Consider the following 12,440-nt stretch of genomic DNA (forward strand, 5'->3'; position numbering starts at 1 on the left):
CTCTGCTCGATGCGTCGGTGAGCCAGGAGCGTCGATGCGACGGCCGCCGCAATCGGGTTTGATCAGATCATTCAGCTACTCAACGGTGGAGGGATTCATGCTTCGATACGCTGCCATTTTCTTCGTGATCGCCATCATCGCGGCCGTGTTCGGCTTCGGCGGCATAGCGGCCGGCGCCGCGGAAATCGCGAAGGTGCTGTTCTTTATCTTTATCGTGATCTTCCTCGTGACGCTGCTGATGGGCGTCATTCGACGTTGACGCGCACCGCTCGGACCCGCCGGGCCAGCGCGCCCGGCCGCAAGAATTGCAAGCCGTGCGAGTGCGATTGAAATTGTTGCCGCTTACGCCGGCAGGGCGGGCATCCGGACGTGGATAGGTTCGGATCGTAAAGGTGGTGCGCGCCGGAGATGCGGTCCGGGATGCGGGCCGCGCCAGCGCAAGCATATACAGAGACGACGACTACGGACGGTTACGGCTGCGCTCGCGCTTCGAGGGCGAGCAAAGCTTCGTTCAGCTTCTTTACGCGGCTGCGTTGCGACGGCACAGATGCGGCGGAGGTCACGCTCTCCACGCGCTTGCGCCAGTATGAAAGTGAAAGCGGAATGCGATCATTTGCGCAGACATGGGTAAGCACCTGCTCGAGGTGCTGGATATCCGTTTCCAGCTGGTAGTGATTCATGGCCTTCCCCGATGACGGCCAAGCGTTTTTTGACAGCTATTCGATCGCCAGGCGCCCGACAAGCTTTCTTGTTCGAGTGGAGAGAATGGACAGGCTTGGCCCGTCCGCGGACCGACAATATGACATCGGCACAAACGGTCGGGCAAGAGGCTCGCACAGTATGCGAGGATTCCTCATAACTTAGCTTGCCGCGCAAACGGCGCTGGACATCTATGCCGCACGCATGTCGGCAACCGGCGGCGATTAGCTGCCCACAGGAGCAACGCCCGGCGGCAGGTCGTAGCGGATGAAGCCGAGAATGAGGCGCACCATCTCGTCCTCGAACCTGCGCGTGCCGAGATATTCGGGCCGCTCGAGCGCCGTCGCGAGCAACACACCCGAGATCGCACGGAACAGTACAAAGCGCGCCTCGTCCGCGGCAATGCGCTTGCCGGGTTCGGGACTTTCGTTATGCAATGCGTCCGAGATCAGCCGGAAATATCGCTGCATGCCCTCGCCGATCGGCGAATCCCGCGCCGCATCGCTCCACTCGGCGCGCAGGATGCCATAAAGGCGCGGCCTGTCGCCAATGAACGCGGCCATCGCGCGTATCATGCGGCGCGCGTTGATGCCCGTACCCGACGGGGCGGCGTCGGCAAGCGCGTTGCTCATCAGTTCGGTGAGGCGATCCAGTTCGCGCCGCGCGAGCGCCTCGACAAGGCCCTCCTTGTTCGGGAAGTACTGGTAAAGCGCGCCGATACTGAAACCTGCGGCGTCGGCTACGCGCTGAGTGGTCAGTCCTGATTTGCCATGTACTTCGAGAATGCGCGCGGCGGCTTCGAGAATGCTGTCGAGTGCGAATGACGCGCGGGCCTGCTTCGGCCGACGTCGTTCCGAAGACGAGTTGGACAAAGGGACTCCTATAAGGGGACACAGCTATCTTAGTTGAGTTGGCAACGGCTTTCAGCAGACACTGTGTAATATCCGCAACGTCTTGCCCAGATAGCATGGGCCGAAAAGATCGTCGATCGCGTCATTCGGTCTTTCTTCGTCGGCTCGAAAATGAAAGTCGACTTCAACCCGGACTCAACTCCGGCACCACCGCACAGCCCGCAATCTAAATTCTTGCAAAACGGATCGAGGAAAGACAAATGAACGAGGATGAACGCGCAATTCGCAATCTCGTCGATAGCTGGCTCGCCGCCACGCGAGCCGGCGATTTCGCCACGTTGTCGAGTCTGATCGCCGACGATGCCGTTTTTATGGTGTCCGGTGAAAAACCATTTGGCAAAGCGGCTTACATGGCTGGAATGGACAGCTTGAAACCGGCGCATTTCGAAGCGGCAAGCAATATCGAGGAATTACAGATACTCGGCGACTGGGCGTTCCTGCGCAATTGCCTCGATGTCACGCTCACACTGCCCGGAAATCTGCCGTCCATCCGTCGCGCAGGCTATACCCTGACGATGCTGCGCAAGGAACAGGACGGCAAATGGCGGCTTGCAAGGGATGCGAATCTGATGGTCACGAAAACGTAAGCATAAGACTTGCGCGTAGACGTTCCGAAAGCCACCCGAAAATGCGAAGGGCGTCACCTTCGTCTAACTTCGTGTGGCGACGTATGCGGATTGCCTTATAACGTTTTGTTTTGGACTTGCAGCAATCCACGAACCTGAGTAATAATCAAATCTCGATCCTCAGGGGGTTTCGTGGTTCTATCGCCTAAATTCACCAGCCCAAAATTGGCTGCGAAGATTCTTGGCGCTCGTTCGGAACAACGCGTAATCGATATTCTGAATACGGCTCAGGTTGTGTTCGGAGAACAGGGCTTCGACCGCGGCACGACCGCGGAAATCGCGCGCCGCCTCAACATTTCCGAAGCGACGATCTTCACGTATTTCGGCAGCAAGCGTGAGCTTTGCCAGGAGTTGCTCTACACCTGGTACACGATGATCACCGCGCAAATGGAAGAGGACTTTCCACGCACCGAAGGCCTGCGCAACAAGATCGACTATGTGGTGACGCGGCACCTCAATTATCTGCTGCAAGATACGAAAGGCTTCTGTGCGCTCATCCTCAGCGAAGGGCGCACGGTGCACGGCGAGTTCGCCGAAGATCTTGCCGATCTCAAACGCCGCTACCTCGCGAGCTTCATGGTCGCACTGCGCGAAGCGCAAGCAGCCGGCGAGATCGACCCGGAGATCCGTTTATCGATCGTACGCGACATGCTGTTCGGCATGATGGAACACATCCTGTGGCGCAATATCGAAGCCAATCGCGTGCCGGACATTGCCACGACCGCCTCCGAAGTCACCCGGCTTATCATGAAGGCGATTGCGCCAAACGGCGACGAACTACGCCGTCTTCGTCAATTTCGCGAGGACGTCGCCGCGTCGCTCAAACGCATCGACCAGTAACGTGGCGCAGAAGACACTGCACGGCGAACGAATGTCGTCGCGCAGAAAATTGAAATGAAATTGCTGTGATGCGCATAGCCCGGTGTGCGCGCCGACGCGCGTTCATACGCACGGGCTCGGGCCACGTTCGAGATAGGTCGTCAAAGCAATGTAGCTGCGCGTTCCGGCAAAGCCTTCGATCGAATGGATGCGCTCGAGCAAACGTTCAAGACTTTGCGTGTCGCGCGTGCGAACCTTCAACAGCATCGCGCTTTCGCCGGTGACGGTATGAATCTCTTCGATATCGGGCAACTCTTCGAGCTGCAGCAGTTGCCGGGTAACCATCCAGCTTGTCGTATCGACATGCACGAACGCGAGTAGAGGCCGGCCGAGTTTTGCGGCATCCATTGTGACGACGGTAGCCTTGACGACGCCATCCTGACGCAAGCGCTTCGCGCGTTCATGCACGGCGGGAGCGGAGAGATGGAGGCGCTTGCCGAGCTCGGCGTACGTGAGGCGTGCGTCTTCCGATAACAACGCCAATAGTTTGCGGTCAGTAGCGTCCAGTGTCGTTCCCGCACACGATTTTTTGCGATCCTTATCGGTCCCTGAAGTCATCTAGCCTCACCTGAACAAATCAGAGGCTGGTTGAGCTTTAGTCAAGTTAAAAATGCAAACATCTACATCTTTTTAATGAACTCCGCCCAACGAGCCGAATTTACCAGCTGCGCGGGGTTGAGTATAGCTCAAGTGAAAAAATGATGCCCACCATATGTCGACACTTTGTATGGCTTCAATCAAATATCTGCGCTTTACAGAACATTGTTGTCCCGAAAATTGACCATGCCGCACGCGCGATGTATTCGCCCGGTTCGCGCCCGATCACTTTGCCTGTCGCCGTTAACGGCAGATCGCCGACAAAATGAATGTTGCGCGCACATTCGTGCGCGGCCAGGCTTGTCTTTAGATGTAGCCGCAGCGCGGCTCGCCATCCGTGACCATCACAGGGTCGGCACGCGCACCCATCGCACCACATTCGTGGACGCTCAGGTGCGCGTTCGCCATGTCGACCGATCGCGATAGAAAGAGCCGAGACGGCGCCCTTTTACACACCGTTGGGCCGCAACGCACGAGCAACGCGGTCGGATCAGCGCTTCAGTACATCGAACGTATGTCGCTAGACGCGGCCGTTCAGCGATTCCTCGACGACCGTCGGTGCGCCCCTTGAGGTCGGCCCACCTGTCGCACGCATTGCCGCCGCTGTCGCATCGCGCGGATGCGCCATTCGGCACGGCACGATGTCTGTTCGTAGCCGCCGACGCGACGACGCATGACGCGTCCGAATATCGTTCGCCTGAATTTTGATCGGACGGCGTTCGCGGCACCCCGCGCCACCGTTCCTTACGATACGCTCACTTGCTGAGCGGCCCTATCGACGGCTTCAACGCTCGCAAGCCCGCGAGAATCACAAGCGCGATGACCGTGCTGAGGATCGCGGTCGCCTCGCGCCCGAGCCCGGCCGCGACACCGACGCCGGCGGCGAACCACAGGCTCGCCGCCGTTGTGAGTCCGCGTACTTCGCGCTCGGCGCTCAGTTTGATGATTGCGCCCGCGCCGAGAAAACCGATGCCGGACACGAGGCCTTGCAGCACGCGGCTCATGTCGTCCTGCCCGAAGCCGGCCTGCAATGGCACGAGCACAAAAAGCGCGGAGCCGGTCGAGACCAGCATATGCGTACGCAAACCGGCGTCCCGACCGGCCAGTTCGCGCTCGAAACCGAGCACGCTGCCGAGCACGAGCGCGACGCAAAGACGGATGACGAGCTGAGTGATGCTCGCCAGATCGTTGAGATCGGAGAACTCGCGCTGTGCGACCACCCAGACCTCGTGCATCCAGCCGTTCATATTGGCTCTCCTTACGGTCGGCGGAAATGGGCTCATCGGCCGCGCGACGCCGGAGCCGGCCCGCGGCACGATGCCAGTATGATGACGGCTGCGCGCGGGCGCGTCATTGTCTGCCGCACGATGCCGCATGGAGAGCGGCCGCGCCGTTGTCAAACATTGTCGACGGGTTCTCGTACCGGGTCTTTGTACCTATTGGGTCTTTGTACCTATTGCCGTCGGGGCGCGTGCGCCCTCACAATGCGCGCACTTCGGGAGGAACATGAAGAGACGTCTGCTGCTGGCCGGGGTGAGTGTGCTGACTGCCTGCACGGCGGTATCGAATGTGGAAGTACGGCCGAACGGCTCGTTGATCGTCACGAGCCGTGCGCGCAACAGCTTTGCATCATGGAACAGCATCCGCAATGCGGGAATGAAACACGCGAATGCGTACTGCCGCGAGCAGAACAAGCGCATGCACGCGATTTCGGTGCACACGATTGGCGTGCGTGGCGTCGACAACGAATCGATCGAAATCACATTCGAGTGCTTTTGACGCGACAGCGCCGTTGCCGTCTTATCCGGATTCAGCCGGCGCGCAACCAGTAATCGATCAACGGTCCGGTTTGGCCCAGCACCGGATCGGACGGCGGGAACGGCAAGGCCTCCATCTTCGTGCACTCTTCGCGCGTCAGCGCATCGCGGCGGATATCCCACTGCTGTCCTGTCGGGTAGGCGCCGACCACGCTGAACCGGCCGCTTGCCGATTGCAAACAGTGGCCGGTGCCGGCGGGCAGCAGCATCACATCCCCGGTGCGCACATGCACGACACGGCCGCGGGGCCCGCCGACAATCACATCGGCTTCGCCAGACACAATCGCCAGCACTTCGTGCGCGGTCGAATGGAAATGGTGGTAGTCGAAGATGCTGTCGCGCCAGCGTGGCGGCCAGTGGTGCTCGTCAAACAGTGCTTCGAATGCGGCGGCACGCTCTTCGGCGTCGATACCGGCGTCGCCAGACAGCGCGTCGCGGTACAGAACGACCGGCAGCCTGCGATTGTTCGGCACCCAGTCGTGAGGCGCCAGCTTGAATACTTCGACGTCGAGCTTCGTCGCATCGGGCCGGATTGCGGGATCCGCGTGCATGCTTGCCTCCGAGGAATCGTTACAGATCAGGCAGCACCGCCGCGCGTGCGCTCCCGACGGTTTCGCGCAACGCGAAATCCGATGGTCCCGGTGCGGGCACGCCCTTGGGCGGGTCCGATTCGCCTAACGGTTCGTCAGCATCGGCCGGCGCCGCCGGATCGGCGCGCTCGGCAGAATGCGCCCGATCGTGCTTCGCAGGCTGCTCGCCTTTTTCGGGCAGCGGCTGATCGAGACCGGGCTCGACCGGCGTCGGTATCGCGTCGCCGATCGGCTTCGATATCTCAGTCGGCGACTGTTCGGAAGGATCGAAGGGCTCGGCGTCGTCTGCGCCGCTGCCCGGTTTCGTCGTGGCCATCATGCGCTCCCTGAACACACTGAGCCTACGAACCAGCAACGGCCGTACCCGGGGCAGCCGCGCTCAGACCGACGCGCCCTGCGTTGGCGCGTCCTGACACGGCTTGCGCGCAAGCATCTTGCACAGCCGGGCGGCGGCGACGGACCCCGCAACGGCAAGCACGATCGGCACGAGCATTGCATGGCGCATATGCGTGAACTCGGCGATCAGCACAACCGCGCTGATCGGCATATTCATCGACGACGCGAGAAACGCCGTCGCGCCGATCAACGCGAATGCGCCTGTCGGCAGATTGACGCCGACGAATCCGCACACGCTGCCAAGCACGATGCCGGCCAGCGAACCGATCGCGAGGCTCGGCGTCAGCACGCCGCCATATGCGCCCACGCGCAGGCTGCCGAGCGTCACCGCCACTCTGAGCGCGAGCAGCGCGGCCGCGAGGCCGATCGTCAGATGCGTGTCGAAGCCGAGCTGCGCGGCGCTCTTACCATTGCCGAGCAGCTGCGGAAAATAGATAGCGAGCGCGCCGATGGTGGTGAAGTTCAATATGCAGAACACCGGCAAGCGCCAGCCGTCGCGCGGTGCTGCCGCGCCCGCCTTCTTCGCCGCCCAACTGAAGCCATAGGCCGCAACGCCGAGAATCGGCCCCACGATCACGGCCCAGACAATCATGCTCGTGCTGTCTGTCAGCACGGGCACGACGTACAGCGGCGCGTCGCCAAGCGCGAGACGTGCGGTCAGCGCGGCGATCACCGAAGCGGTCACCGCCATCGCGACGGCGGTTGCGTTCATCGAGACGAGCAGCACTTCGAGCACGAACACTGCGCCGCCGAGCGGCACGTTATAGACGGCCGCGAGCCCCGCTCCCGCGCCGCATGCAATCAGCAGCCGCGCCTGCGCGGGCGTAAGCCGCGCGAGCTTCGCAAGCCAGCCGGAGATCACCGCGCCGAGTTCGCGCGGTGCGGTCTCGCGGCCGAGCGGCGAACCCAGCGCGACGGTCACGATTTGCAGCAGCACATGCACGAGCGTCGTGCGAGGAGGCATCGGCGCATCGGGCGCGGCAAGCGTCTTCGCGATGCCGACGAGCGGCCGGCCGAAACGATGCAGCGCCCACCATCCGAAACCCGCGACCACGCCGCAGACGAACATCACCGCTACGCGCCGCAGCGGCGACGCATCGGTCACGCCCTGCAGGAACGTTTGCGTATCGACGAGCCTGTCGAGGCTGTAGCCGTACGCGACATGCTGGATGCCGTGCAGCAGCAGCGCGAGCAGCGCGCCGCCGAGGCCGGCGACGATACCGGTCGCGACTGTCGCCACCGCGAGGCGCAGCGCGGTGCGACCGGGATGCGGCGGCGGCGATTGCTCGCGCACGGTTTCGGAAGGCATGAAAGAGCTCCCTGAAAGGCGTCGGCGACCCGTGCACTATAGAATTTACATGCGGATGAATCAAATGACCCGGCCCGAACCATCGTTGCACGCGAGGCTCCGGCGCGCAAAACCGTATGCCGCGCGCCGGCTCGTCGCCCTAAGCCTTGCAACGCTACGCGAAGCCAGCATGGCGCCATTTCATAACCGCACTATGCAATCGCTTCCCGCACGCAGCCCTTCACGTCCAGTCGTCGCCCGTTGCAGCGCACTGCAGCCCGCCGCGTGGCTGCGCGTCTGCATCGCTGCAAGGCAGCGGCTTCGTCAACTCGCCGCGAACGCCTGGCGCAGTTTCTCGAGGAACCTCAAATAAGCGGTCGCGCCAGGATCGGGATGCCCGATGCTGCGCTCCTGCACCCATGCGGCGCGGCCCTTCTGCGATTGCAGCGCCGCTGTCGTCTCGACCTGTTCCTTCGCCATGCTGATCATCGCGTCGAGCACTGCGCCCGCATCGTCGTGCGATGCTTCGAGCACGTCGAGGCTCGGCACGAGCGCATCGAGCACGGTCTTGTCGCCGACCTTGCTTTTGCCGCGCTCGGTGATGCGCGCCGCGATCGCGCGGCCGATGGCGAGCGCATCGGCTTTCTCGAGTGCGTGTTTGCCCGTGACGGTCTTTGCCGCCGCCAGCAGACCGCCGCCGACCAGCGCCGCAAACGTCGACGGATTCGCGGTCGAAAACGCCTTGCCCGCGGCGAGCAGCAGGTCGGACGCCGACGCGTCGGCGGGCAGCGCGGCCCACGCCGCGACCACGGCCTTCGAGCCGGACTGCACGGTGATGCCGAGGTCGCCGTCGCCGAGCGCGGCGTCGAGATCGCGCAATTCCTCGGTATGCGCGGGCAGCGCATCGAGCGCGCGGCTCACGCGCTCGCGCATGTCACTGCTGGAAACGCTCATGCCAATCTCTCCTCACTCCGGTTCAACGAGATCCGTTCATTGCCATCGCGCGCCGCCGTCACGTCGGCAGCCAGTCGCGGAAAAACGGCGAACGCGCGGGCGCGGCGAGCAACGCCTCGAGTTCGTCGTCGAGTTTCATCACCGTAATCGATGCGCCGGCCATCTCGAGGCTCGTCACATACTCGCCGACGTACGAGCGCGCGATCGTGAGCCCCTGATCCGCGATGTTTTTCGCGGTGCGCCGATACAGCAGGTACAGCTCCTCGAGCGGCGTGGCGCCAAGGCCGTTGACCAGCACCGCGACGCGCGTGCCCTTCGGGGCCGCGAGATCGCGCAGGATTTCGCTGGAGAGCCGGTCCGCAATCGCATCGGCCGTCTCGAGTGCGCCGCGGTGCGTGCCCGGCTCGCCGTGAATGCCGATGCCGACTTCCATCTGTCCGTCGGGCAGCGTGAAGGTCGGCTTGCCGGCCGCGGGCAGGATGGTCGGCGACAAGCCGACGCCCATCGTGCGGCATGCGTCGTTCGCCTTCGCCGTAATGCGCGCGACGTCATCGAGCGAATCGCCGCGTTCGGCCGCTGCGCCGCCGCACTTGAACGCGAACACCATGCCCGCCACGCCGCGCCGGTCGCTCGCGCGTTCGCGCGGCGCGGACGCGACATCGTCGGTCAGCACCACGGTTTTCACGTCGATGCCTTCCGCCTCGGCCAGATCCGCCGCGAGATCGAAATTGAGCACGTCGCCGCCGTAATTGCCGTACACATAGAGCACGCCGGCGCCGCCGTCGACGGCTTTCGTCGCTTCGAAAATCTGTTCCGACGACGGCGACGAAAACACATTGCCGACCGCGACGCCGCTGCACAGCCCCTGCCCCACGTAACCGAGAAAGCCCGGCATATGGCCGGAGCCGCCGCCGGTAACGATGCCGACGTGCCCTGCTTGGGGCGCATCGGCACGCACAAGCGCACGTTGATCCGCGGTGGCGGCCTTGATCCAGCCCGGATGCGCGACGAACAGCGACTCGATGATTTCGTCGACGAACCGGTCCGGCTGATTGATGATCTTCTTCACGCGTTTCTCCCGAAATGATCTGCCTGAAAAGAAAAGGGTTTCAGTTCTTGCGGCGCTGGCTCAGCGCATCGAGCATGACCGCGGCGAAAATCACGCCGCCCTGAATGAATTGCGTCCAGAACGGGTTCACGCCGAGCAGCGATAGCCCGACGTTGATCACGCCGATCAGCACGACCCCGATAAAGGTGCCGACGATCGAGCCGCGCCCGCCCGCGAGCGACGTGCCGCCGATCACGATGCCGGCGATCACCTGCAGTTCGAGCCCGTTCGCTGCGGAAGGCAATGCCGAATTCAGGCGCCCGGCCAGCACGATGCCGGCAATCGCCGCCGTCAGGCCGGCGAGCGCGTACGTGATGAACATCACGCGCTGCACTGGAATACCGGCCAGACGCGCCGCCTCGCGATTGCCGCCGACCGCGAACACCTGATGACCGAACGTCGTTTTACGAAGCAGCACATGGCCGATGACGAACACGACGAGCATCACGAGCATCGGCATCGGCAATCCGGCGATCGATTTCGCGCCGAACACCGTGAACGCATTCGGGAAATCGAATTTCGTGCGGCCATCGGAAATGGCGAGCGTGAGGCCGCGCGCCATGGCCATCATCGCGAGCGTGACGATGAACGGCACGAGCCGCAGCCATGCGACCGCAAAGCCGTTCAGCGCGCCGACGCCGGCGCCCACGGCAAGCGCGATCACGAGACCCGCCAGCCCGAGGCCCAGGGCATCGGGCTGCGAGCCGGCCATGAACGTCGCGGCAACCATGCCCGTCAACGCAACGAGCGAGCCGACCGACAGATCGATGCCCGACGTGATGATCACGAACGTGCCGCCGACCGCCGCGATCCCGACCACCGACACCTGCACCATGATGTTGGTCAGTGTGCTCGTCGTCAGAAACTCTGGTAGCGCGAACGACAACACCATGCAGATAATCAGCAGTGCCGCGAGCAGCGGACCGATGCCGCTGCGCATTTGCCGGATCACGCGTGTCGACCACGCCTGCGAATCGGCTTCTTTTGCTGCCGTCGAATTCATGCGCCTACTCCTGTCGTCGCCCATTGGATCACCGTCTCCGAATCCGCCTTGTCGCGCGGCAATTCGGTGACGATACGGCCGCGATACATCACGAGCACGCGGTCGGACATGCCAAGCAGCTCCGGCAATTCGGAGCTGACCATCAAGACCGCGGCGCCCGCGCGCGCCATCGCGATCATGTGTGCGTAAATCTCGGTCTTCGCGCCGACGTCGATGCCGCGCGTCGGCTCGTCGAGCATGATGACCGCGGGGCTGGTCGCCGTTGCGCGGCCCAGAATCACTTTTTGCTGGTTACCGCCCGACAGATTGCCGGTGATCGCGGTCACCGACGGCGCACGTACCGCGAAACGCGCACTTGCTTCCTGCGCGAGCTTGCGTTTTCGCGCACTGCGCACGAAGCCTCCCGTGGCGAGCGCCTTGAGGCTCGACAGCGCGATGTTTTCTTCGATGCTCGCATCGAGCACGAGCCCTTCGAGCTTGCGGTCTTCGGCGGTATAGACGAGGCCTGCGCCGACGCCGGCTGCCGGCGAATGAATGTCGACCTTGCGGCCGCGCACATGGATTTCGCCCTGCGTGACCTTCTGTGCGCCGAAAATCGCCTTCAGCAATTCGGTGCGGCCCGCGCCGGCAATGCCCGCGATACCGACGATTTCGCCTGCACGCACGGCAAAGCCCGCGTGCCGCACGACCGGCGGACTGGCGAGATCGCGCACTTCGAGCACGACCGGCCCATATTCGCGCGGCTCCCACGGATAGAACGAATCGAGATTGCGCGCGACCATCGCCTGCACGAGGTCCTGCTCGGTCCATTGCGACATCGGCCGCGCGTCGACGGTCGCGCCGTCGCGCATCACGACGGCCGAGTCCGCGAGCTCGAACACCTCGTCGAGATGGTGCGAAATAAAGATGATGCCCATGCCGCCCTCGCGCAGGCGCCGCACGACGCGATACAGATTCGCGATATCGTCGTGCTGCAGCGCGGCGGTCGGCTCGTCCATCACGAGGATGCGGGCTTCGCGCGCGAGCGCCTTTGCGACCTCGACGAGTTGCCGCTTGTTGAGCGGCAGATCGCCGAGGCGCATCGACGGCGGCACGTTATCGAGCCCGACCTGCGCGAGCGCTTCGCGTGCGCGACGCTCGGCGGCACGGCGGTTCACGAAACCGCCGCTTGCCGGCATGCGGCCGAGGAACAGATTCTCGGCCACCGTCATATCGTTGACGAGCGACAGTTCCTGATAGATGACGGCGACGCCTGCATCGATGGCCGCGTGCGTGCCGCGCGCAAGCGCCACGCCGTTGATCTCGATCGTGCCTTCGTCCGGCTCGTATGCGCCGGACAAGGTCTTGATCAGCGACGATTTGCCCGCGCCGTTCTCGCCGACAATCGCCATCACGTGCCCTGCGTGCAGCGTGAGGCTCACGCCGCGCAGCGCCTTCACACCGGGAAAGCTCTTGACGATGCCTTCCATATGCAGCAACGGCGGCGCGCCGCCCGGGCGCCCTTCGGCGCGGGCGGCGGCCTGCTGCTGCGAACTCGATCCGGCATTCATGAATGATTCCGTCCTGCTTTAA

Annotated in this window: 15 protein-coding genes; 4 read left to right on the forward strand and 11 right to left on the reverse strand. The window is 63.3% G+C overall.

Annotation, left to right across the window (positions count from 1 at the left end):
* The first annotated feature begins 97 nt into the window (after positions 1–97).
* Positions 98–259 carry a DUF1328 domain-containing protein gene (locus BTO02_RS13835; RefSeq protein WP_028368672.1) on the forward strand — a complete coding sequence of 54 codons (162 nt, stop codon included), beginning with the start codon at positions 98–100 and terminating at the stop codon, positions 257–259.
* 211 nt (positions 260–470) lie between these two features.
* On the opposite strand, the gene BTO02_RS13840 is transcribed toward BTO02_RS13835, so the two are convergent.
* Positions 471–680 (reverse strand): hypothetical protein, encoded by a 210-nt coding sequence (locus BTO02_RS13840; protein ID WP_075157517.1) that lies wholly within the window; start codon positions 678–680, stop codon positions 471–473.
* 243 nt (positions 681–923) lie between these two features.
* On the reverse strand, positions 924–1,571 hold the full coding sequence (locus tag BTO02_RS13845) for a TetR/AcrR family transcriptional regulator (protein ID WP_075157518.1): 648 nt from the start codon (positions 1,569–1,571) through the stop codon (positions 924–926).
* A gap of 239 nt (positions 1,572–1,810) precedes the next feature.
* On the opposite strand from BTO02_RS13845, the gene BTO02_RS13850 reads away from it, so the two are divergent.
* A complete protein-coding gene (locus tag BTO02_RS13850) occupies positions 1,811–2,197 on the forward strand; it encodes a YybH family protein (protein ID WP_075157519.1) in 387 nt (128 codons plus the stop codon).
* 204 nt (positions 2,198–2,401) lie between these two features.
* Complete coding sequence (locus BTO02_RS13855; protein WP_156883829.1) at positions 2,402–3,076, forward strand: TetR/AcrR family transcriptional regulator; 675 nt, start codon at positions 2,402–2,404, stop codon at positions 3,074–3,076.
* A gap of 102 nt (positions 3,077–3,178) precedes the next feature.
* On the opposite strand, the gene BTO02_RS13860 is transcribed toward BTO02_RS13855, so the two are convergent.
* Together BTO02_RS13860 and BTO02_RS13865 are read right to left on the reverse strand one after the other, a co-directional pair.
* Complete coding sequence (locus tag BTO02_RS13860; protein WP_075157521.1) at positions 3,179–3,673, reverse strand: Lrp/AsnC family transcriptional regulator; 495 nt, start codon at positions 3,671–3,673, stop codon at positions 3,179–3,181.
* Positions 3,674–4,467: 794 nt separating this feature from the next.
* Positions 4,468–4,959, reverse strand: a complete 492-nt coding sequence (locus BTO02_RS13865) for an MgtC/SapB family protein (RefSeq protein ID WP_075158865.1) — start codon at positions 4,957–4,959, stop codon at positions 4,468–4,470.
* A 259-nt stretch (positions 4,960–5,218) separates the two neighbouring features.
* Between BTO02_RS13865 and BTO02_RS13870 the strand changes: the two genes are divergently transcribed.
* Entirely contained in the window at positions 5,219–5,491 is a 273-nt protein-coding gene (locus tag BTO02_RS13870; protein ID WP_075157522.1) for a hypothetical protein, read from the forward strand.
* Positions 5,492–5,522: 31 nt separating this feature from the next.
* Here BTO02_RS13870 and BTO02_RS13875 read toward each other — a convergent pair whose 3' ends face one another.
* The 7 genes from BTO02_RS13875 to BTO02_RS13905 form a co-directional block, all read right to left on the reverse strand.
* On the reverse strand, positions 5,523–6,080 hold the full coding sequence (locus BTO02_RS13875) for a cupin domain-containing protein (RefSeq protein ID WP_075157523.1): 558 nt from the start codon (positions 6,078–6,080) through the stop codon (positions 5,523–5,525).
* Between the two features lie 19 nt (positions 6,081–6,099).
* The gene (locus BTO02_RS13880; protein WP_075157524.1) at positions 6,100–6,435 is read right to left on the reverse strand and encodes a hypothetical protein; all 336 of its coding nucleotides are present in this window, start codon (positions 6,433–6,435) and stop codon (positions 6,100–6,102) included.
* Between the two features lie 63 nt (positions 6,436–6,498).
* Positions 6,499–7,824: a chloride channel protein gene (locus BTO02_RS13885; protein ID WP_075157525.1), complete on the reverse strand. Its 1,326-nt coding sequence runs from the start codon at positions 7,822–7,824 to the stop codon at positions 6,499–6,501.
* Between the two features lie 303 nt (positions 7,825–8,127).
* A complete protein-coding gene (locus BTO02_RS13890; protein ID WP_075157526.1) occupies positions 8,128–8,757 on the reverse strand; it encodes a DAK2 domain-containing protein in 630 nt (209 codons plus the stop codon).
* Between the two features lie 58 nt (positions 8,758–8,815).
* Complete coding sequence (locus tag BTO02_RS13895) at positions 8,816–9,826, reverse strand: dihydroxyacetone kinase subunit DhaK (protein ID WP_075157527.1); 1,011 nt, start codon at positions 9,824–9,826, stop codon at positions 8,816–8,818.
* 40 nt (positions 9,827–9,866) lie between these two features.
* Positions 9,867–10,868, reverse strand: coding sequence for an ABC transporter permease (locus tag BTO02_RS13900; RefSeq protein ID WP_075158866.1), 1,002 nt, complete (start codon positions 10,866–10,868; stop codon positions 9,867–9,869).
* Complete coding sequence (locus tag BTO02_RS13905) at positions 10,865–12,418, reverse strand: sugar ABC transporter ATP-binding protein (RefSeq protein WP_075157528.1); 1,554 nt, start codon at positions 12,416–12,418, stop codon at positions 10,865–10,867. The genes BTO02_RS13900 and BTO02_RS13905 overlap by 4 nt, the downstream gene beginning before the upstream one ends.
* Between the last annotated feature and the right edge of the window lie 22 nt (positions 12,419–12,440).

Origin of the sequence: Paraburkholderia sp. SOS3 (assembly GCF_001922345.1) — a bacterium.
Taxonomy (GTDB): domain Bacteria; phylum Pseudomonadota; class Gammaproteobacteria; order Burkholderiales; family Burkholderiaceae; genus Paraburkholderia.

What these genes read in the sequence shown, in the direction of transcription:
- BTO02_RS13835 (WP_028368672.1), top strand. Translation starts at nt 98, where the DNA reads ATGCTTCGATACGCTGCCATTTTCTTCGTGATCGCCATCATCGCGGCC.
- BTO02_RS13840 (WP_075157517.1), bottom strand. Translation starts at nt 680, where the DNA reads ATGAATCACTACCAGCTGGAAACGGATATCCAGCACCTCGAGCAGGTG.
- BTO02_RS13850 (WP_075157519.1), top strand. Translation starts at nt 1,811, where the DNA reads ATGAACGAGGATGAACGCGCAATTCGCAATCTCGTCGATAGCTGGCTC.
- BTO02_RS13860 (WP_075157521.1), bottom strand. Translation starts at nt 3,673, where the DNA reads ATGACTTCAGGGACCGATAAGGATCGCAAAAAATCGTGTGCGGGAACG.
- BTO02_RS13865 (WP_075158865.1), bottom strand. Translation starts at nt 4,959, where the DNA reads ATGAACGGCTGGATGCACGAGGTCTGGGTGGTCGCACAGCGCGAGTTC.
- BTO02_RS13870 (WP_075157522.1), top strand. Translation starts at nt 5,219, where the DNA reads ATGAAGAGACGTCTGCTGCTGGCCGGGGTGAGTGTGCTGACTGCCTGC.
- BTO02_RS13875 (WP_075157523.1), bottom strand. Translation starts at nt 6,080, where the DNA reads ATGCACGCGGATCCCGCAATCCGGCCCGATGCGACGAAGCTCGACGTC.
- BTO02_RS13880 (WP_075157524.1), bottom strand. Translation starts at nt 6,435, where the DNA reads ATGGCCACGACGAAACCGGGCAGCGGCGCAGACGACGCCGAGCCCTTC.
- BTO02_RS13885 (WP_075157525.1), bottom strand. Translation starts at nt 7,824, where the DNA reads ATGCCTTCCGAAACCGTGCGCGAGCAATCGCCGCCGCCGCATCCCGGT.
- BTO02_RS13890 (WP_075157526.1), bottom strand. Translation starts at nt 8,757, where the DNA reads ATGAGCGTTTCCAGCAGTGACATGCGCGAGCGCGTGAGCCGCGCGCTC.
- BTO02_RS13900 (WP_075158866.1), bottom strand. Translation starts at nt 10,868, where the DNA reads ATGAATTCGACGGCAGCAAAAGAAGCCGATTCGCAGGCGTGGTCGACA.
- BTO02_RS13905 (WP_075157528.1), bottom strand. Translation starts at nt 12,418, where the DNA reads ATGAATGCCGGATCGAGTTCGCAGCAGCAGGCCGCCGCCCGCGCCGAA.